A 21,565-nucleotide genomic window follows, 5' to 3' on the forward strand; every position below is an offset into this window, starting at 1 on the left:
CCTATCGCGGCACTTCGTCGAGGAAATCAAACGTGTCTCGCCAGCCTTTGCCGCGGAGCGGAAAATCTTTCCGCAGCGGATAGCCTTCGGTGTAATCGTCGGGCATGAGGATGCGGCGCAGGTCCGGATGGTTGCGGAAGCGGATCCCCATCATGTCGTACACTTCGCGCTCCATGAAGTCGGCACCTTTCCAGATGTCGGTCAGGGAGTCGACGATACAATCCGATTCCGGGACTCGGGTCTTGAGTCTGATGCGCTGACGCTTCCGGATCGCATAGAATTCCCAGACCACTTCAAAACGCTCTTCGTCATCGGGCCAGTCCACGGAACTGACATGGACGATATAGTCAAAGTCCATCCCAGGATCATCGTGCAGGAACTGAGCGACTTCGTGCACTGTGTCTCTCGTGACGGTGACGGAGATATCGCCGCGCCATTCCGTCGATGACAGGAAGCCCACGGGAAAGGTGTCTTGAACTCGTTGTGCCAGTTGATGCATCGCGCGGTTCCTAGACCTTCACGCTTGGTTTGACCTGGTCGGGCTGTGTGACAAACACACGCTTTTGCATGATCCGCTCTTGCAGTTTCAGGATGCCGTCGAACAGCGCCTCTGGCGTGGGAGGGCAACCCGGGACATAGATATCGACGGGAACGAATCGATCGACACCCTGGACGACGCTATAGCTGTCATAGATATTGCCGGAGGTAGCGCAGGATCCCATGGCGATGACGTATTTGGGTTCGGGCATCTGATCGTAAATTTTACGGATCACAGGGGCCATGCGGCGACAGACCGTTCCAGCAACAATCATCAAGTCGGACTGTCTGGGGGACGCACGAAAGACACCGGCTCCGTAGCGATCCATGTCATAGCGGGATGACACCGCGGCGATCATTTCGATCGCACAGCAGGCCAGGCCGAAGGTCATGGGCCAGAGCGAGCCTTTGCGTGCCCAGTTCACAGCTTTTTCGACAGTCGTCGTAATGACATCGGGAGAGCCGTCCTTGTCCGGCCGTCCCAGTTGGATCAGTCCCATTCAAGTGCCCCTTTTCTCCAGGCATAGACATACGCGACCAGGAACAGCGCGATAAACACCATCATTTCAACCAACCCAATGATCCCGAGCTTTTCGAATACGATGGCCCAGGGATAGAGAAAGATGACTTCAATGTCGAAGATCACAAAGAGCATCGCAAAGACGTAATACCGGACGGGAAACGGCATGCGAGCGTCTGAAAACGGTTCGGATCCGCACTCATAGGTCGATAGCTTTTCCGGCTCAGGGTACCGTGGTTGTACGAAATAACTGATCACCAGTGTGACGACCCCAAAGGCCAGAGCAATGAATATGAATAGAAGTATCGGGAAATACCTGGTGAGATACTCGAGCAGAAGATCAAAGCCGGTCATCGTTCCCATCTCGCAAGATGTTGAACTGGAAAGAAGAGTCGAAATCTTAGTTCTGCGGTCTGGGGGATAGCAAGTGGACAAAGGACCTACGGTTAGCGACCCGAAAGCCCTAGCCTGTCCTGCTAGGAATCGTTCATGGTGAAAAGCGGAAGCTTCCCGTATTTACGATTCTTCAGTATGAGACCCAAGCCCGAGAGGTTAAGACAATCTATGCCTCAAGAGCCTGTGGGAAGGAGTTGGTTACGGCTTCTTTGAGTCAGGTTTGAGTTGAGGAGCGCGGACTGTCCTAAGTTGGGTTGGAGGAGTCCCTTGAGCGATATCCCATTCTGCTTCGAGAGGGGAGAAGGCCTTCGCCTTCCGGCGTCGGTGGATTTGGGTTTCGATCCGTGGTTGTTTCTTCGGATCCGGATTGTAGGCTGATTTGGGGGGTGTCATAACTTTTGATACAAATTCTCTTGGAGGGAACATTGATACGATTTGTATACGGTAGCACCTTGTAAAAAGGTCCGTCAAACGACCGTACAATCAGGAGAAATTCTTGACAATACCCTATTATTTGCTATGGTTTGCGAGGATCCACTCGCCTCAACCAAGGACAACATTTATGAAAACGACTACTTCTCTCCTCTTGGCCCTGGCATTGTGTGTGGTCGCGGCGCCGGCTGGAGCCCAGCCGGTTGATACGAGCACCATACGATTTGGGGAAGGTGCCTTGGCATTTGCTGAGGGGGCGATTCAAAAAACGACGCCTCGTGATGGCATCGTGAACCTCATCACCGGTGACAATCAGTCGACCGGCGATCGAATGATTTTGGGACAAAATGATGCGCTGTATCTCAAGCTCGATAATCCGCATGACGTCGCGCCGGGGGATCTCTATACCGTCTATCGTCGAGTGCGGAAAGTCTTTCACCCGGCCACGGGCGAATATCTTGGGTTTGTCATAATCCGGCTGGCGGTCGTGCAGGCGACGCAAGTGGATCATGCCTTAACGACGGTTCAGGTTGTTCGGAGTTACGGGGTCGTCGCGCCCGGCGATCCCGTGATGCGCTTTGTGCCGCCGGCTTCTGCGGAAGAGCCCAGCCAAGTGAGTGAAGTGGCGGAACTTCGGGGAATGATTGTTGAGCTCCAGGCCGATAAGCCTATGACGCTGGTCTCGCAGTTCGATGTGGTCTATCTCGACCGTGGGAGGGGAGATGGCCTCAGGAGCGGAGACATTCTGGAGTTGCATCGCCACAGCCAGGGACTCCCGCCGCGGAAGATCGGACTATTGAAAGTGATCGCGACAGAGGATCGGACGGCGACCGCCATGATCCAGGGCGCCACGACTAGAGTCATGAAAGGAGATCGATTCAAACTCGCAGGGCATTCGGCGCCGGCGGTTTTACCCGTCGAGACTCCTGTTCAGCCGCTGTCTCAGCCCAAGCCCCTTCAGATGGAGAAGACGGTGGCAGCCGTTCCACCTGACCTCGTTGCGAGGAAGTTGAAGGTGCAAGATGCTTCGGGAGAAAGCCGGTTGAATCTTGGCGAAATCACGAATTTTCTCCGATACGATTCAGGAGAGGCTTCAATCAGGCCGGAAGGATACAAAATCCTGGATCAATTGATCGAGTATTTGCGCACCAGTGGGGATGCACGAATGATCCGGGTCGAGGGGCATGCAGACAATGTCGAGATCGGTCCGACCTTGAAGTCGCGCTATCCGAGCAATTGGGAGCTGTCCAAGGCCCGCGCGAGCGGTGTCCTTCGGTATCTGGTCGAAAAAGGCGGATTGGATTCGGCTCGCCTGGCTTCCGTCGGGTATGGGGATGGCCGTCCGGTCGCGACGAACGCAACGGAAGAGGGCCGGACCAGCAATCGGCGTGTGGAGGTTCTGCTCTACGCTCCTACCTCAACGGAGGCCAATCCTCCACAGCCGGCGATGCCCAAGACGGCAGATAAGCCGGATAGCGATCCTGCCAGTCTCAGTGCGAAAGGCGCTCACGGCTCGTCATCCGTCCCTGCGGCATCGGATGCCGCGGGAGGCCCATCTGACTCTTCAGTAATCGGACAGGATGCTCTTCCGGCGGACCATGGGCCAGGGACTCTCAGCCTCCCTGACTCTTCAGGGCCGGTCGGGCTCTCAGATCCGACCGCGCAAGATCCGGCTGTACCCACTGGTCGGCCCTTAGAGTAAGCTTCGCATTTCAATGGGCGGATGCATGTCTCATGCATCCGCCCATTGAACAGTTCTTCGGCGGTCATTCTCCCCTCCCCTCCTTCTCTTCGTTGTTCTGGCTTTCGGCTCGCTGCTAGAATGCCGGATGCCTATCGATTCTCGTCCACGTATCGATTGTCCGAATGGACCCATGTTTGCCGACGTGATTGTTCCTCGGCATCTGGCGAAAACCTTCACCTATCTGATTCCGCCCTCGCTGGTGAGCCGGGTTGGAGTGGGCCAGCGGGTGGTCGTGCCATTTGGGCGGACGACGTTGGAGGGGGCCGTTATAGGACTGACGCGCGATTTGCCCAGCGGGGTGAAGGTCTCCCAACTCAAGGCCATTGCTGCGGTATCAGATGGCGACGGTCTGACAGGGTTTGCTCCCGGGATGTTCGAGCTCTCGCGGCAGGTCGCCGAAGAATATATCGCTCCATGGGGGCAGTGTTTACGGCTTGTGGCGCCGTCGGCTCGCGCGGTTCCTCAACCCAAATGGTCCTATGTGGCCACTTCACAGGGACGGCTGGCCTTGGAGCAAGGCACTTGCCCGGATGTGCATCTTCCACTACTCCAACGAATCGCGCGCAGGACGAAGGGTCTCTCTGCTTCGACCATTCAGTTGTCTCGACGGAATAGCGACCGTCAGGCGCTTAGGTTTCTCGAAGCTCAGCAATGGATTCTCCGGAGCGAGGGGACTCTCTCCATTCGCCCGTCTCGCATCCGCCGGAGCGAGCCCGAAAGGGAACTCCCGATCCATGCATTTGTGCCACTCACTCCAGCGGTAGAAGTGCTGCAGCGGGTCCAGGGCCTCATGCAGGCTTGCCCGACAAGGGTACTGATCGACGGGGCCTTGGACTATCGAGTCGGGATCATGGCAAGGGCGGCCCAATTTGTCCTGGACCAAGGGCGCTCCGTGCTCATTATTATCGGTGAAGTCCTGCGCGCTCAGTGGTTGGCTCAGGTCCTTCAAGAAGCCACCCTATACCCCGTCACGTTTCAGCCCCGGGGAGTGCCGGGAGTTGATGGCGAGCTGAATGGGAAGGGCGCTCCGCAGATTGTGGTAGGGACCCGTTCAGCCATATTTTATCCTCTTCGATCGATCGGATTGATCTGGGTTGATGGGGAAGAAGACTCCGCCCTGAAAGAGCCTCAGGAGCCGCACTATCATGCACGAGAGGTCGCCTGGATGCGGGCGCAGCACGAGTCTGCCCTATTGGTGTATGGATCTGCCCATCCGTCTCTGGAAGTGAGGAGCGTGGGCGAGATCGAACGGGTGGCTCAACACAAAGAGCCAGAGAGTCTTCCCCACATCGAACTGGTGGATATGAGCCGGGAGTTCGGCGGAGCGCCATTCAGCTCCACCCTCACGGCTGCCCTGCGAGCTACCGTGGCGCAACAAGATCGCGCGATCTTATTTCTCAACCGCCGGGGGTATGCCGGGGCGCTTGTCTGTCGCGACTGCGGATGGGTGCCGCGCTGTCCGTCATGTGCCGTTGCGTTGGTGTATTACCGGGAGTCCGCACGCCTCGCCTGTCGCTATTGCGGACGTAAAGAATCGCTGCCTGAAATCTGCGGAGCCTGTGGAGCGTCACGCTTGAGTCCGATTGGGGAAGGGACGGAACGGATCGAGCAGGAAGTCCACCGGCTTTGTCCGGGGTCACGGATTCTCCGAATTGATCGCGATACGACTCGTGGGGTGGTGTCCGCTCGTCGATTGTGGCAGCAAGTCCATGCCCGTACCTGGGACATCTTGATCGGGACGCAGGCCTTGTTTCAACGGGAGCCTATTCTGCCGGTTGGTCTCGTTGGAATCGTCGATGCCGATTCCGGACTGCACCTCCCGGATTTTCGTGCGGCTGAACGGACCCATCAGTTGTTGGTTGATGCGGTGAATCTCGCGCGGTCGGCCCCCTCCGGCGGGCGGGTCATCTTGCAAACCTCGTTGCCGATGCATCACGTCATGCAAGCGGTCGCCGCCCATGATCCGGCGAGATTTTACGCTGAGGAGATGCAGGCGCGTCGCTTGTTGGGGTACCCGCCGGTCCAGCGCCTCATCTATCTGACGGTGTCAGGGAAAGATCGGCGGCTGACCGAGGTGGCGGCGCAGAGGTGGGTGAGTGAATTACACAAGACCCTATCCGTTCGGCAGCCTGCGGCATCATCTGGAATGGCATCGTCACAGCAGAGTCTATCGGCTGATCCACAGAGCCAGGGGATCGTCGTACTTGGACCGGTGGCGGCGACTGGGGTTGGATCCAGTGGGACATTGGGGTGGCACATCATGGTGAAAGGTGGAGATCGCACGGCGATGCGGGACGGAGTCCGCCGATCGCTCGAGACTATGGAGCGAGCGTATCCTGGTCGTATCTTCAAGTTCAGTGTGGATGTCGATCCGGTCGATATGGGGTAGCAGGTTATCGCTTTTTCTGGCGTGAGGGCCGTTTGGCGGGCTCAGGTGTGGAGAGGGTGGTTGAGGGTGCCGGTGTTTCTGGCTTTCGTTTGAACAGGCCGTAGGAAAAGGACATCCAAAAGACCGATGAGAACAGACCAAGCACCACCGCGGAGAGGATCGTACCCATTTCTTCATCGGAGGGTCCCGCTGGAACTGATTTGAGCTGTATCATCAGTTGCAGCGGCCAGGCAAAACTCTCGAGCCCGAGCAACAACGTGGACCAGGCCCAAATCTCCGTGATGGTGCGGCACTTCCAATATAAAAACGAACCGACCAACGCGACCCACAGGGCGACTACCCCGGGCATCAGCGTGCCCCAGAGCAGCCAGAATCCTATGGCCACGACGAGTGTGCCGAGGCTGATATTCAGCAGCATGATTCTGTGAGTAGCTGGAGGCATGGAGGCGGCAGTGTGCCGGGCAGGATGCTGTGATGTCAACGTGGAGTGAGGGCTGTGGGCGTGAGCTAGTGGTTGAGTTCTGATTGGGCCGCATCCAGAAGGGTCTGCATATCGAACGGCTTCTGAAGGGTTCGTCGGGCGCCAAGCATTTTGGCCACATCGAGAAAATTCAAGATGCCGATCATGTCACTGCCACCGGTAATGGCAATCACGCGCGAGGCCGGGAACTCACGGCGCAGGGTCATGATGCTTTCGAGCCCGTCTTGATCGGGCATCAGAATGTCCATGATCACGAGATCCGCGGGCTTGGTCCGATACCGCTCCAGGCCCTGCTTCCCGTTGCTGGCTTCCTGTACGTCGTACCCCGCCTGCTCCAGGGTCTCTCGGATCAGCTGGCGGATTTGATCTTCGTCGTCAACGACTAGGACTGATGGCATCGTGTTCCTCAACAAGTTCGCGGGCGAGTTCACGGTATCGCTGATGGGGGGACGGAGTCTCCGAGGCTGCTTGGTCCAGCACCTGCCTGATGGTGCGAGCCACATCCTGTAGCATCAGCGGTTTTAAGACGCATTTGGTCAAGCCTTGGACTTGCTTGGCCTCTACGGACAGCGTGTGTTCCGATCCAGAGCAGAGAATAATCGGAAGATCGGGACGTAATAGGCGACAGTCTTTCGCGAGCGCAATGCCGCTCATGTTCGGCATCGTGACGTCGGTGATCAGAAGGTCGAACCGCTGAGGGGCCATGCGGAACGCCTGCAAGGCTTCCGACGCACTCATACGCACCACTGCATAGTACCCGAGCGACTCTAGCATCTCCCCTCCAAAACGGGCAAGGGATTCCTCATCGTCGACAAAGAGGACGCATTCATGCCCTTGCGGGAGCGGCTCTTCGGCGTTGGGAGAAACGGACGTGGCGTTCTGGGTGAGGATAATCGGCAAGTAGACCTCGACGGTCGTGCCGGTACCCGGGGCGCTGTCCACAAAAATAGTTCCGCCATGGGCGGTGATGATGCCATGCACGACGGCGAGACCCATGCCGCGCCCTGTGCCAAGGTCCTTTGTAGTAAAGAAGGGATCGAAGATGCGCTCTTGAACATCAGGCGGCATCCCTTCCCCCGTGTCCTGGACCATCAGTCGCGCGTAGGCGCCGGGCTCCAAGCGCGCCTGGGGGCCGACTCGCAGTTGTGTAACCTGGGCTTCCTCCAGCGCGACGGTGAGTGTTCCGCCCGTTTTCTGCATGGCGTGCAAGGCGTTTTCCACGAGATTGAGCAGCATCTGATGCATCTGGGAGGAATCGGCCGATACCGGCGGCGTCGGCACGTGGATGCGTTCGTTGAGCTGAACCCAGGAGGGGACCAGCGGCCGGAGCAGCTTCAGGGATTCCTTGGTGAGGATGTGCAACGAGAGCGGGCGTTTGAGATGGCGCCCTTGCTGGCTGAATGTAAGAAGCTGATGGACCAGATCGCGGGACTTTCGTCCTGCGGCAATGATCTGATCGAGGTGTCGCCGGACCTTGTGATCCTTGGCGATGGCTTTGATGGCCAGTTCGCTGAATCCAAGAACGGCGGTCAGGCTATTATTGAATTCATGTGCGATCCCGCCGGCCAAGGTCCCGATCGCTTGCATCTTTTGGAGATGTTGCGTTTGCGTAAGGAGGTGTTCTCGTTCTTGCTCCGCCAGCTTGCGGGCCGAGATCTCTTCGTGGGTGACGACGAGTCCGTCCCAGGGTCCGTGAAGCGGCATGACGGTCATGGCAAACCACCGCGCCTCAGTGGGTGTCTGGCAGGGATATTCGAGAGAAAACCGCTCACGGGTCCCTGCCCGGACGGCCTCGATCCCTTCAAGCGCGCATTGCGCAGTGGCATCCCCTCCGTGGGCTGCGTTCTTAAGGCTGACAAGGTAGTTGTGTCCCGGGGAGATCGGTGCCGCCTCGCCGGTTCCCGTCAGTCCGAATTGCCGCCACGCGGTGTTGACGGCCGTGATCTGGCCGGCCTGATCGAGCACGGCGACTTCCGCGGTCAGTGAATCGAGTACGGCTTGATTCAAGGCGTCCTTCTCACGCAGCAGTTCGTTCAGGGCTTTGCGAGCGGAGATATCCACGATGGTGGCGAGAACATGCGTTCCGGTCGACGTGCGCAGCGGGGCGAGTCCGATTTCAACGGAGATCTCCTTCCCATCCTTTCTTCGCGCGAGAAACTCACGGCCGGCGCCCATCGGTCGGGAGACCGGCGCAGCGAAGAAGATTCGGCGCTGATCGGCGTGGCTGGACTTGAATTCATTCGGCACCAGGATGTCGACCGAGTGGCCGATGAGTTCGCCGTGACCGTACCCGAAGATCTTTTCGAGGGTCGCATTTGCTAGCGTGATGGTTCCGTCCTCGGACGTCAGGAGGATGCCGTTGGGGGCCGATTCCACAACCATCTTGAATTGTTCATCCCGATCGTGCGCGATCTGCTCCATCATCACGTGCGGAGTGAGATCTTGCAGTGTGCCGGCTACGCGGATCGGCTGATTCGTCGTGTCTCTGACAATCGCTTCTCCGAGGCAGTGCACGTGGCGAACGGTGCCATTCGGCTGCACAATACGGCAGCTCACATCCAGCGGTGTGTCGCTCTCAAGATACTGAGTCAGGGCCGTATGGAGACGATCTCGATCGTCCGGATGGAACGAGGACAGGAACCGGTTATGGCTGGGAGCAACCGTGTCCTGTGGATGGCCCAAAATACGGTACAGCTCTTTTGACCACTGCGCGGTATGGTCTCCAGGATTCCATTCCCAGCTTCCAAGGTGAGCCGCGGTCTCCGCTGACGTCAATTGTTGCTCGAGGCGTTGGGTGGTCGAGCGGGCCTGTTGTTCTGCGGTCAGATCCGAACAGGAGAACAGCGTCGCAGCCCTCCCCTTCCAGAGCACGGGTGAGGCGGAGACCATGACCGTGACGACTTTGTGCAGCGTGTGCGAATCCAAACAGACGAATCGCTCTTCGAAACAGGTGCGTGGATCCCCTGAGCCGCGCAGGTGCTGCAGGCGTTGCCGCGCGGCCTCCTGCCGGTCAGGAGGCAGGATCGCCGCCAGGGGATTGCCAATGAGTTGTTCCGGAGACGTGGCGCCAAGGAGTCGAATTCCGGCGGCATTGACGTAGACAATGCGGTTATCTTCGCCGATCACCAGAATGGTTTCGGCCGTGAGCTCTGCCAAGAGGTGCGAAGGGTCGTGCGTGTGTTTCAAGGCTTCTTCGGCCTGCTGCCGTTGGGTGACATCATTCATCACCCAGATAAACTGGATCACGGTCCCCGCCCGATTCTTGACGGGGGAGAGTGTGACTTCGTTCCAGAAGGGAGTGCCGTTTTTCCGATAATGACGGACGGTGACGCGACAGGCCCGACTGTCCTGAAGAGCCAGCCCGATTTTCTCAACCGCCGTTCGGTCGGTGTGGGCTCCATTCAGAAGGTGAGTCGATTGTCCCAAGACTTCGCTCTCCGCGTATCCGGTCAGGAGCCGGAATGCCGGATTCGCCTGGATGATCGGATGGCGGGGGACGGAGGCATCGGTGACCAGCACGCCGGAGTTGGTGGCGGCGATCACCCTCGATTGAAGGAAGTTGCGCCGTCGTTCACGGACGAAGGCCCAGAGAGCGGCTCCAGAGAGAAGGGCGCTGCCGAACAAGAGGTTCTCGGTTACATCCATGCCGAACTCCCAGACGCCGCCAGCTTCGGCATGTGGCGCTTGTCGAGAACGTGTTCACGGTCCGACCGTGGCTCGGTGTTCAGGCCTGGCGTTTGTCCCAAGCAGAGGGGAGGCAATTGATACAGAAAAGGGCCAAACAGCATCACATGGGAACAGCCGCGAGGGATAGGTGCACAACACGCCATAGGTTACGGATAAGTATAAAGAAACTCATGCGAATAGCCTAGAGGTAGACGCGTGGGCGTGAAATAAAAATAGGACCTACTGAAGTAGAGCCGTCCGACTCCGGCTATTGTTTCCTCTTCGCGAAAAAAGCAGCGGCTTGGGCCCGCCGCGTCACGCGCAGCTTCTGAAAGACATTAGCTAAGTAATTTTTGACCGTCTTATCGCTAAGGTTCAGGGCGGTGGCGATTTCCTTGTTGGTTTGACCTTCTGCCACGAGGGCCAGGACCCGCTCTTCTTGTGGAGACAACGGCTCGGTTCCCGGTGGGGCGGAGCCCTTGCTGAGGCCTCGCAGCCATGTGAGGGCCCGTTCTGTGACACTGGGATCGAGGATGGAATGCCCTTCTGCCACGGCATGCACCGCACGGAGCAGCGCGGAGGAGTCGATTTCTTTCAGCACATATCCGTGCGCGCCAGCCAATACCGCCGCGAGGACTGAATCATCGTCGGCGTACGAGGTGAGGAAAATGACACGTATGTCGGGGTGGGCCGCCAGAATCTCCCGGCAGGCATCCACGCCGGATCCGTCCGGCAGTCGCACGTCCATGAGAATGACGTCCGGTTTCAGCCGTGCGGCATCGCGCACCGCATCGGCGACGGTCGAGGATTCCCCGATGACCGCGACGTGCTCGTGCTGGGTGAGGACGGTACGAAGCCCGACCCGGACGACCTCGTGATCATCGACGAGCAGCAGTCGAACCGTGTTCGCTTTCACTTTCTGCATGGCGAGTCTCCTTCGGTAGATCGCTTCGGTAAATCAATGGTGATGCGGGTGCCGTGTTGTGGAACGGACCTAATCGCGAACCGTCCGCCGACTTTCCGGGCTCGGGCCTCCATGTTCGTCAGGCCGTGTCCGGCTCCGTGCATACTGGCGTGATTGAAGCCCCTCCCGTTGTCGGCGATCGTCAGGCGGATGGAACGGGACAGCGATTTCAAGGACACCGTCGTTTTTGTGGCCTCCGAGTGGCGGAGGCTGTTGCTGAGAGCTTCACGTACCACGTTTAGTAGGTGAAGGGCCTGTTCAGTGGAAAACGTGTCGGCCAGGCACTCATCGATCGTGAGGGTGCAGGGAATCGGATGGTTTGCGGTGAGCGTCTGGACCATGGTTCGCAATGCCATCGGGAAAGTGCTTCCCTGGAGGATCTGGGATTCCAACCCGGCGATGAAGTTCCGCACCTCGCTCATGACGTGATTTAAGTGTCCGATCGCGCGGTCCATCGACGCGGCGGCTTTCTTATAATGCCGTTGGGTCATGAGGGGCTTGCAGGCCTCAAGCCCGAGTCCGACGGCATAGAGGGACTGAAGAATGCCGTCGTGAAGATCCTGACTGATACGTTCCCGTTCATCGAGCGCCGTGCGAAGGTCGCGTTCCCGTTGCCGAAGCGTTTCCTCGATCCGCTTTCGTTCGGTGATATCGGTGGAGGCGCCGAGCACCATGGTTGCCAGGCCTGATTCATCCAGGATGGGGCGTTTGACGGTTTGGAGCCAGCGGGTGTGTCCTGCCGCGTCCGTGATCATTTCTTCGCCAATAAACTGTTCGCGGAGCGAGTTCAATACCTCGAGATCTTTTTTTCTGAAGAATTCGAGTTCCTGCGTATTGGAATTGAAGTCCGCATCGGTTTTCCCGATGAGCTGCTCCACCGAGGTGCCGTAGGCCTCGGCGACGGCCTTGTTCACGAGCGTGAAGCGTCCTTCGCGGTCTTTGGCGAAAATAAAATTCGGGTTGGTATCGATAATTTGCCTGATGAATGCATGAGAACGCCGCAGGTCTTCTTCAGACTGTTTGATCTGCGAGATATCGTGGGCGACCCCTATGATGCCGATCATGTTTCCTGCGGCATCGCGGTAGGGGGCCTTGGTGGTGAGGTACGTGATGCGCTTCCCATTGGCGATCGTGCTCTCCTCCATAGTCTGCGCGGAGCCGGTCGACAGGATCAGCCGATCGGCTTCTTTGCAACAGGCCACGAGATCGGGCGGCCAAATGGCGTCGTCATCTTTTCCGACCACCTCCTGAGGAGACAGCCCGACCACCCGGGCTCCGGCGGGGTTCATATGCAGATAGTGTCCATCGAGATCCTTCACGAAAATGATATCCATCGTGGTATTCATGATGGCCGAGAGCAGCGAGTGCTGTTCGCGCAGGGCTTCTTCGGCTCGTATTCGTTCGGTGATGTCGTTTCCGACCGTGATGAGGCACTTCATGCCGTTCATCTCCACGAGGTCAGACGATACCAAGACATGACGACGGTTTCCGGATTTTGTGTTGAAGGTCATTTCCTCATTATGCATTGCCCCGGATGATTGCAATCGCGAGATCAACATGTCCCGGTCTTTTGGGTTTGGCCAGATGCCAAGCATGAGGGTGGTTTGTCCGACGACTTCTTCGCGGGAGAACCCAAGGAGATCCAAGCAGGCCTGGTTAGTGTCGATGCATCGACCGGTGGCCACTTCCGTGATACCGATGGGATTCGGGCTAGCCCGAAACGCCTTGGCAAAGAGTTGTTCGCTGGCACGCAGGGCCTCTTCGGCTTGCTTCCGCTCGGTAATGTCGCGGGCCACTCCGATGACTCCGATGATCTGCCCTTCCGCGTTACGATAGGGCGCTTTGGTCGTGAGATAGATTGTCGTCACGCCGTCGCACACCGAGGTTTCTTCCACCGTGACCGGCTCCCCGGTTTCGAGCACGCGGCGATCGGCGAGCTGGCAGGAGGCGGCGAGGTCGGATGGCCAGATGGCATAGTCGTTCCATCCGATCACCTCCTCGACGGGCATCCCAAGGGCGCGAGCGCCGGCCCGGTTGATATGGATGTATCGACCCTCCAGATCCTTGACGAAAATAATGTCGGTTGCAGCATCCATGACGGCCATCAGGAGGGCATGTTCCTGGTGCAGCGCTTTTTCAGCACGGATCCGGTCGGTAATATCCTCGTTGAGTACGATCGCCCCGAGCATTTCCCCTGCATCGCCTTTCACCGGGACGGCGGAATTCCGAATCGTTCTGCATTCTCCCGCGCGCGTTTCGATGGCGAGGGTTTCGTTCTGCACGTCGTGCCCGCGCGCGAGTACCGTGCCGACCGCCCAACGGTGAGGCGCTTCCGGTTGTGCAATCGTTTCCCACCAAAGCCCGTCGCCCCCTGGCTGGGGAAGCCCAACCCGGGCGGCCTCTGCCCAGATGCGATGGCCCACCGGGTTGCCGTACAAGACGTGTCCCTTCTCATCGGTGAACCACACGCCGATGGGTAAGGTGTCCAGCACCGTCCTCAGCTGCTGTTCGCTTCGGCGGAGCGCTTCTTCGGCCTGTTTACGTTCGGTGATATCGCGGACGATAGCACAATCGATTTCCTGGCCGTTATGGAGCAGGTAGTTGGCGGTGACTTCCACCGGATAGATCTCGCCCGATTTGCTGCAATGCTTGGTCTCAAGATGGACGAGTTTCGTCCGCTTGAACTCCTCCCAAAAGCTATCCCACACTGCAGGAAGAAAATCCGGGTCGATATCCATCACGGACATCGTGAGCAATTCTTCCTTCGTGTAGCCCAGGCGCCGGCAGGCCGATTCATTCACGTCCAGGAAATACCCGTTGTCGCCGATGAAAAAGATGCTGTCCGCGGCATGATCAACCGCATATTGAGTGGTACGCAGCCGGTCTTCCATCTGCTTGCGTTCCGTAATGTCGGAGAAGAACCCCTGAATGGCCGGTGTGCCGTTCCACGTGATCCGCACGGCTTCGACTTGGACGTGAAGGGGGGTGCCGTCCATCTTGAGATACACGCGCTCCGCCCGATGCACGGTGGCCTCGCCGGCCAAGACGCGGCGGAGGTTCTGTGTGACGTCCTCATGGTAGTCGGGATGAATGAACTCGAAGGGGGAACGCGCAAGAATATCGTTCGGCTCCGTGGCGCCGAGCAGGGTCATGGCCATGGAGTTGACGTAGACGGTTCGCCCTTCACTGAACACAAAGACGCCGGAGGGGGAGAGTTCGACCAAGGTCCGGTAACGTTCTTCGCTTTCCCGCAGCGCCTCTTCTGCCCGCTTGCGCTCGGAGATGTCACGGATGAAGGCAGTGAACATCCGCTGTCCGTCGACTTGCGATGCAGCGATGGCGAATTCGACGGGAAACTCTTGCCCGCTTTGATGGAGGGCAAAGAATTCAAAGCGGCGTTTTATGGCTGATCCGTCGTCGCTCTGCAGCATGCGATTCATGCCGTGAGCATGGGCTTGGCGGTATCGAGCCGGGATAATTGTTTCGTCCAAAAGACGTCCCAGTACTTCGTGCGGAGCATAACCGAACAGGACCTCCGCTTGGGGGTTCCAGCCCATGATCAGACCGCTCTCGTTGATGGAAACGACGGCATCCAATGCCGTTTCAAGAATCGAACGGGTCCGCGCTTCGCTTTCTCTGAGAGCCAGCTCGACCCATTTGCGTTTGGTGATGTCGGTATGTGATCCGAGCAGGCGTACTCGGCGACCATCGGTCTCCGTCACAAACGCGGCGCGCGCCTCGATCCAGCGGTAGCTTCCATCCTTATGCCGCAGCCGGAATTCTTGTTGGTAGTCACCCTCGGGACTGGCGAGATAAGCCTGCACATAGGCAATGACCCGGTCATGGTCTTCAGGATGCAGGAGCGATTCCCACGATTCGAACGTATCTGTCAGTTCCGTTTCTTCGTATCCGAGTTGATATTTCCATTCTCTGGAAAACGAAGCCTCGTTCGTATCCGTATTCCAGTCCCACAGGCCGGTATGGGATGCGCGGAGCGCCTGCTGGAGCTTTTCCTGCGAGGTTCGCAGTGCCCCCTCTGCCTGCTTGCGCTCAGTCACGTCGCGAGTAACCGCCAGGTGCTCTACACGGTGCTCGATGGGATTACTTAATGGCACGGCATGCGTTTCCAACCAACGCCGCCTGCCCTTCAGCCCGACGACCTGAAACTCAAGGGTTTGCGGATTCCCCCGGATTACGGCGTCGTGCATGCGGCGGAATTGTTCTAGGGATTCCGGTGCGATGAGCCCGTACACAGACCGGCCAGCCACTTGCTCAAGGGCATCGCTTTCGATGAAACCGAGCCCGGCCTTGTTCATATGCAGAAGTGTTCCGTCCGCTGCCACGCGCTTGACGCATTCGGGCTCCGCATCGAGGATCGAGCGGAGGAGCGTGTCCTGTTCCTCCAGCTGTAATAGGGTCTGCCTGTGCTCGGTAATATCGGTTTCCGATCCGGCCATGCGGACCGGGCTACCGTCCTCCGCCCAAAGAGCCGTGCCGCGATCCAGGATCCACATATAGGATCCGTCTTTGCGCTGGACCCGGTACTCTTCGCAAAAGCCGGGGGTCTGTCTGGCCAAATAGTGGTCGATGCTCTGGAGCACGCGGTCCAGATCGTCGGGATGGATGCGGCTGCGCCATTCATCAATGTGGTTCCTGACTTCATGGTCTGCGAAGCCGCGCATGGCTTTCCATCGCGCGGAGAAGAAGATTTCCCCGGCTTGGATATTCCAATCCCAGATGCCGTCGTTGCTTCCTTGTACCGCCAGGTGCCAGCGTTCTTCACTCGCCCGGAGGGCTTCTTCCACTTGCTTGCGCTCGGTGATGTCGAGGGCGGTGCCAGCCATCGCGGTCGGATGCGCCGTGATGTCACGCTGGACGTCTGCGCGCATGTGAATGACGCGAATGTCCCCGTTCGGCCGGACGATTCGGCATTCCAGATCGAGCGGGCATTTCCCGAGCAAGGCGTCGTTGACTGCCGCCAGCACGCGATCGTGATCGTCAGGAAGCAGCGCGGCCAAGAACGTGTCATACGTGACGGCGATGGCCCCCGGCTCGTGGCCGAAGATGCGGAATTGCTCTTCCGACCACACGGTGTCTCCCGACTCGATGTCCCATTCCCAGCTTCCCAAATGGGCCAGCGCCTGGGCCTCCATGAGATGATGTTGTTGACGTTGTAAGGCCTCGGCCGTCTCTTTCTGTGCTGAGACATCTCGGCCGATTCCGGTGATGCCGATGATTCGGCCATGAAGCTCCTTGAGCACGGCTCCGGTCCAATGATAGGGGATGGTCCGCTGGTCTTTGGTTATGAGATGCCCTTCGAGTTCAGCCTTTCCGTCCGTGAACGCGCGCTGAATCGCGCGCGCCGTCTGTTCTTGCTCGTGAGGGGGGACAAAGGCGAGCGCGGATTTGCCGTGTAATTCTTCAGGGGTGTACCCCGTGACCTCTTCGACGCGGTGATTCCATTTCACCATGTTCCCCTGGGTGTCGAGGGTGAACATAAAGTCAGGAACGGTTTCTGTGATATTACGGAGATCCGTGAGCGCCTGGAGTCGCTCCTGCTCGACGCGTTGTCTTTCTGTGATGTCGCGAATAAAGCCGCAGGTATAGCCTGTCCCCTCGTACTCGAGATAGGTCACCGAGATTTCAATGGGAAATTCCGAGCCGTCTTTGCGGCGGTGCACGGATTCGTAGGTGGCTGCCCCGCCTTGCTTGATCTCATCAAGCCGCTGTTGAAAACGTTCGGGATCATGGCAAGGCGCAATGTCGGCGATGGTCAGACCAAGGAACTCTTCCCGCGAATACCCGAGCGACCGGCAGACGGCGTCATTGGCGTAGATGAATCGTGTGGAGTCGTCGGCCCACAGCACTCCATCGAATGATTGATCCACGGCAACCTGTGTGAAGCGCAACCGGCTCTCCGCCGCCCGCTGTGCTGCTTCAGCCCGCTGTCGCTGCAGTTCGGCTCCTGCTCTCGCAGCGAACAGGGTGAGGACCGACTGGATCCATTCGCTCTTGCGGAGCGGTTTGGTATCCATGATGGCGAGGATGCCGATCACGGCGCCACTCTTGATGCGTATCTGGACGCCGCAGTAGCTGTCGATTCTCACCCCACCCGGCAGTTCAAATTTGGGGAAAGTATCTTGCACCTGGCTGTCAAATCGGGCGAAAGACTCTTTCAGCGCAGCCTCGCAGGGTGTCTGGGATAGGGCATATTCAAAGTTTCTGACAAGGGTCCCTCCCGAGGAGACGGCGATTGTGTGGATCGTGTGAGGGGCGGCCTCGGTGACGATGCCAATGACCGCGTACTGCACCTGCAAGGTTGAGGTGAGCTGATTCACCAAGGACGCGAAAAACCGCTCGCCGATGTCTGCGGCGGTCCCCTCAACTATCGTGCGGAGCCAGACGGACTGTTCTTGTAGGTCCTGTAGCTGGCGGTCACGGTTAGTGGTCTGCTCATACAGTGTTCGATCCCGCTCGGCGAGCTCTCGTGCCACGTCGGCGAGTTGCGTCCGCAGCGATTCCAGTTCAGGCAGTTGTCCGGTCCCACTCATAGCGCGGCTCCTTGCCAGATGATGCGTAGGGAACTCGTGTGATTGGCGTCGGCTGTACTCAAGGGGTGATGCAATAGGTCCGGACGTGTAATCTCATGTACCCCATTGCGAGGCCATGGGGTTGACCTCCGGTCCATCAGGGACGCGTAGCCATTGGAAGGGAAGCCATGAGATGTCCGGGATTGTGGGTGCAGATCGGGTTGCAGGAACCGCATCGCACACTCCCACATCAGTGATCCAGAATCAGGAGGCCGAGGTCCGCAGTGTCCTACGGACCGCCTCCAAATGTCTAGATCCAAATAGGCCGGGCACGGCGTGTACGGATGCGGGTCAGACCGCGCTGAGCGATTCAGGGTTTGCTGTCCGATTCAGGGGGAAACTTGGTGCGCGCTGATCCGCGCATCCACCGGCTAGGTGGTAGGAGCGGGTCTCTCGCGTGCGTACAGGGGGAGAAACATAAATTGGTGCCGAAGGCGGGACTTGAACCCGCACGGCTTGCGCCACACGCCCCTCAAACGTGCGTGTCTGCCATTTCACCACTTCGGCTACCGGCAGGAGCTTGAAAAACTCCCGCAACTGCGTTCTCGCATCGCTCAAACCCTCACCGTACTCAGTCGTACGCCTCGGGCTTTCGCTCGCTGCGGCCTTGTTGCAGGAATTTTTGAAGCTCCTGCACCTCGGTCACGAAATAGACCGTCACTCTAGTTTCGTATCTGCGTAGGACGCTTCACGAACGACGTGCGACGGTCCTGAGGGAGGCGCATTATAGAAGTAGGGCAAAATTCTTGTCAATAAAGGAGACGTCCGGTAGAATCGCCCCACTTTCACGCTGCTGTTCCTCTGTTTCCCTCTATCGAGGAGATCGTCTGCACCATGTCGGTCGCTCCCTCAGTCCCTCAACGGCGGGTGGCCGCGGCGATCGCCGCGTTTTTCGACGTCGACAATACGCTGTTGCCTGGCGAAGCCAGTGAGGTGGGATTTTTTCGCTGGCTCCGGCAGCGTGGTGTGGTCGGTTGGCCGGAGGCGCGTGCCAGCGTGGCCTGGTGGCTCCGGCATCTCCCGTCACTCTCTCTGCAGCCGCTGCGTGAACGCAAATTGTATCTGGCGGGAAAGCCCGCACAAGTCATTGAGTCGCTGGGTGAAGAGTTTTGTCGCGAAGCCCTCTGCCCGCGTGTGTCTCCCGCTGCCATGACGGCGATCGAGCGACACCAGAGTGAGGGGCATCTGGTCATTTTGCTGACGGGGTCGCTGGATTTTCTGATGGAGCCCATCGCGGATTCGCTCCAAGTTGATCGTTGTGTTGCGAGTCAGCTTGAACAGCTAGAGGGCGTCTATACCGGTCAGGTGGTCCCTCCGCTGCCGTACGGCGATGGGAAGCTCACGCATGTGCACCGGCTTGCGCAAGAGCTGGAGTTAGATCTTGAGGCCTGTTTTGCGTACGGCGACAGTCCGGGGGATCAGGCTGTCTTGGGTGCCGTGGGGCATCCGACGGTGGTGAATCCGATTCGCGGTATGGGCCGTGTGGCTCGCCGTCATGGCTGGCCGGTGGTGTCCTGGCGATGAAGGCTCCCCCCCAACCCCAAGAACGGACGCTCCGGGTGACAGAAATCTTTCATAGTATCCAAGGAGAGTCGACGTATGTGGGGCAGCCCTGCGTCTTCGTCCGGCTTACGGGTTGTCCGCTCCGTTGCACCTGGTGCGATACCGACTATAGTTTTTACGGCGGGACGTCTCTCGCCATCGACGAGATTCTGACGAAGGTGCGGGAGTTTGGCTGTCAGTTGGTCGAAGTGACTGGCGGCGAGCCGCTCGCGCAGCCGGAGGCGCTTCCACTGATTGCTCGTCTGTGCGATGCCGGCTATACGGTCTTGATTGAGACCAGCGGTGCGATCGATGTGCGGCCGGTCGACCAACGGGCGAAGCTCATCCTGGACGTGAAATGCCCGGGGAGCGGAATGACAGACCGCATGCATTGGCCGAATCTCGACTGCCTGACCGCGAAGGATGAAGCGAAGTTTGTACTGGCCTCGCGAGCGGATTATGAGTGGGCGCGCGGGATTGTGGCGCAACATCGTCTCGCGGATCGCTGTCCCGTGCTGTTCAGTCCGGTCTTCGGGTCATTGGATCTTCGCCCTCTTGCCGAGTGGATTCTGGCGGATCGGCTATCAGTCAGGTTTCAATTGCAGATGCACAAATATATCTGGGCCCCGGATATGCGGGGCGTGTGACGAGGGTTTCGTTCATTCTGTCGCGGACGACGATCATAGAAGGAGATGTGAATGAAGATCATGCGAGTAGATGCACGGGCCGGGCGTGTGGAGACGGAATCAACTGATGTGTTGGTCCTGACCCATTGCGAGGGCGATGTCTTTTCGAAACAGGCGACGATGATCGATAAATCGATGAACGGGGCCTTACACGAGTTGCTGCAGTCGAAAGAATTTGAAGGTAAGGCCAATGAGCTTGTGCTGGTGCATACCCAGGGCAAGGTGCCTGCCAAGCGGATTCTCCTGGTGGGGTTGGGGAAAGAGAAGGATGTGACGGTGGATCAGCTGCGGCAGGCCATGGGGCATGCGGTGAAGCGCGTCCGGCAGGCCAAGGCCGGTTTCTTCACGGTCGGGGTTCCCTCCGTCACCCCACAGGGTTCGACCGCCGTTGAGGTGGCCCAGGCGATGGCCGAGGGGGCCATTCTGGGCAGCTATCAGTTCACGGCCTACCGAAGCGAGGGCGCGTCGGGAAAAGAGGTGAAAGGGATGTCGCTCCTGGCGGCTCAGACGAGCGAGCTCAAGGCGATGACCGAAGGGATCCGGCGCGGTGTGGCGACGGCCGAAGCCGCGGTCCTGGTGCGAGATTTGTGCAACCATCCGTCGAATGTCATGACTCCCTCGCGGATTGCCACTGAGGCGAAGGCTATCGCGAAGGAAGAGGCGCTCACGCTCAAGATCCTGGAGCGGAAAGATATTGAAAAGCTCGGGATGGGGGCATTGCTGGGTGTGGCGCAAGGCAGCCATGAGCCGCCGAAGTTCATCATTCTCGAATACAAGGGATCGAAGAAGAAGGATGAACGTCCGGTTGTGTTGGTCGGGAAGACGATCACGTTCGATACCGGCGGAATTTCTCTCAAGCCGGCGGAGAACATGGAACATATGAAGGCGGACATGACCGGCGGCGCCGAGGTGTTGGCCTCAATCCGCGCGGCCGCGCGGTTGAAGCTGCCGCTTCATCTGATCAGCATTCTCCCGGTGGCCGAGAATATGCCGGGCGGTCGGGCGATGAAGCCGGGTGACGTCGTCACGACACTCTCCGGAAAAACAGTTGAAGTGCAGAACACTGATGCGGAAGGCCGCCTGATTCTGGCCGATGCGCTGGCCTACGCCACCCGCTACAAACCGGCGGCATTGATCGACATTGCGACGCTCACGGGCGCCTGCGTGGTGGCGCTCGGCCAATTTGCCATCGGGATGTTCGGAACCGATGTCGGCGTGAAGGAGTCGGTGCGGAAAGCCGGCCTCCGCGCGGGCGAGCGCGTGTGGGAAATGCCGCTGTGGGACGAATACTTCGAGCAGCTGCGCAGCGACGTGGCGGACATGCGCAACATCGGGGGCCGCGGGGGCGGGATGATCACGGCCGCGTTGTTCCTGAGCAAGTTCGTGGGCGACTGTCCGTGGGTCCATCTCGATATCGCCAGCACGGACTGGAGCGAACGGGAGCGGGCCTATGTTCCCAAGGGCCCCTCAGGAATTGGGACTAGATTGCTCATTCAGTATTTGATCGATCGAACGCTGTGATGTGGTTGGGAAACGGGATTCCTACTCCTATGGGCCCCTCAGGGATCGGCACCAGATTGCTGATTCAGTATCTCATCGACCGGACACTCTGACCTCA

General features: G+C 58.7%; 13 protein-coding genes and 1 tRNA gene. 5 read left to right on the plus strand and 9 right to left on the minus strand.

Annotated features, from left to right (window positions below):
• Position 1: 1 nt before the first annotated feature.
• Genes Q7U39_15895 through ndhC form a run of 3 tightly spaced genes read right to left on the minus strand, consistent with a single transcriptional unit; the run spans position 2 to position 1,411 of the window.
• Positions 2-499: an NADH-quinone oxidoreductase subunit C gene (locus tag Q7U39_15895; GenBank protein MDO9119444.1), complete on the minus strand. Its 498-nt coding sequence runs from the start codon at positions 497-499 to the stop codon at positions 2-4.
• A gap of 10 nt (positions 500-509) precedes the next feature.
• A complete protein-coding gene (locus Q7U39_15900; GenBank protein MDO9119445.1) occupies positions 510-1,037 on the minus strand; it encodes an NADH-quinone oxidoreductase subunit B family protein in 528 nt (175 codons plus the stop codon).
• Complete coding sequence (gene ndhC / locus Q7U39_15905; GenBank protein MDO9119446.1) at positions 1,028-1,411, minus strand: NADH-quinone oxidoreductase subunit A; 384 nt, start codon at positions 1,409-1,411, stop codon at positions 1,028-1,030. Before ndhC ends, Q7U39_15900 begins: the two co-directional genes overlap by 10 nt.
• A 604-nt stretch (positions 1,412-2,015) precedes the next feature.
• On the opposite strand from ndhC, the gene Q7U39_15910 reads away from it, so the two are divergent.
• Both Q7U39_15910 and priA read left to right on the plus strand, forming a co-directional pair.
• Complete coding sequence (locus tag Q7U39_15910; protein MDO9119447.1) at positions 2,016-3,587, plus strand: OmpA family protein; 1,572 nt, start codon at positions 2,016-2,018, stop codon at positions 3,585-3,587.
• Positions 3,588-3,714: 127 nt separating this feature from the next.
• Positions 3,715-6,018: a primosomal protein N' gene (gene priA, locus Q7U39_15915; protein MDO9119448.1), complete on the plus strand. Its 2,304-nt coding sequence runs from the start codon at positions 3,715-3,717 to the stop codon at positions 6,016-6,018.
• 4 nt (positions 6,019-6,022) lie between these two features.
• Here the strand turns inward: priA and Q7U39_15920 are convergent, their stop codons facing one another.
• From Q7U39_15920 to Q7U39_15945, 6 genes are all read right to left on the minus strand, one after another.
• Positions 6,023-6,436 (minus strand): hypothetical protein, encoded by a 414-nt coding sequence (locus tag Q7U39_15920; GenBank protein ID MDO9119449.1) that lies wholly within the window; start codon positions 6,434-6,436, stop codon positions 6,023-6,025.
• Positions 6,437-6,525: 89 nt separating this feature from the next.
• The gene (locus Q7U39_15925) at positions 6,526-6,897 is read right to left on the minus strand and encodes a response regulator (GenBank protein ID MDO9119450.1); all 372 of its coding nucleotides are present in this window, start codon (positions 6,895-6,897) and stop codon (positions 6,526-6,528) included.
• Complete coding sequence (locus Q7U39_15930; protein ID MDO9119451.1) at positions 6,875-10,144, minus strand: PAS domain S-box protein; 3,270 nt, start codon at positions 10,142-10,144, stop codon at positions 6,875-6,877. The genes Q7U39_15925 and Q7U39_15930 overlap by 23 nt, the downstream gene beginning before the upstream one ends.
• Positions 10,145-10,433: 289 nt before the next feature.
• Positions 10,434-11,090 carry a response regulator transcription factor gene (locus Q7U39_15935; GenBank protein MDO9119452.1) on the minus strand — a complete coding sequence of 219 codons (657 nt, stop codon included), beginning with the start codon at positions 11,088-11,090 and terminating at the stop codon, positions 10,434-10,436.
• On the minus strand, positions 11,078-17,680 hold the full coding sequence (locus tag Q7U39_15940) for a PAS domain S-box protein (protein ID MDO9119453.1): 6,603 nt from the start codon (positions 17,678-17,680) through the stop codon (positions 11,078-11,080). Before Q7U39_15940 ends, Q7U39_15935 begins: the two co-directional genes overlap by 13 nt.
• Positions 17,681-18,142: 462 nt before the next feature.
• Positions 18,143-18,226, minus strand: a tRNA-Leu gene (locus tag Q7U39_15945).
• A 327-nt stretch (positions 18,227-18,553) separates the two neighbouring features.
• Here Q7U39_15945 and Q7U39_15950 point away from each other — a divergent pair.
• The 3 genes from Q7U39_15950 to Q7U39_15960 are packed head-to-tail and all read left to right on the plus strand — an operon-like array spanning position 18,554 to position 21,468.
• On the plus strand, positions 18,554-19,243 hold the full coding sequence (locus Q7U39_15950; protein MDO9119454.1) for an HAD family hydrolase: 690 nt from the start codon (positions 18,554-18,556) through the stop codon (positions 19,241-19,243).
• Positions 19,240-19,908: a 7-carboxy-7-deazaguanine synthase QueE gene (gene queE, locus Q7U39_15955; protein ID MDO9119455.1), complete on the plus strand. Its 669-nt coding sequence runs from the start codon at positions 19,240-19,242 to the stop codon at positions 19,906-19,908. Before Q7U39_15950 ends, queE begins: the two co-directional genes overlap by 4 nt.
• A gap of 51 nt (positions 19,909-19,959) precedes the next feature.
• On the plus strand, positions 19,960-21,468 hold the full coding sequence (locus Q7U39_15960; GenBank protein MDO9119456.1) for a leucyl aminopeptidase: 1,509 nt from the start codon (positions 19,960-19,962) through the stop codon (positions 21,466-21,468).
• Positions 21,469-21,565: the final 97 nt, after the last annotated feature.

It is taken from the genome of Nitrospira sp., from assembly GCA_030653545.1.
Taxonomy (GTDB): Bacteria; Nitrospirota; Nitrospiria; order Nitrospirales; family Nitrospiraceae; genus Nitrospira_D.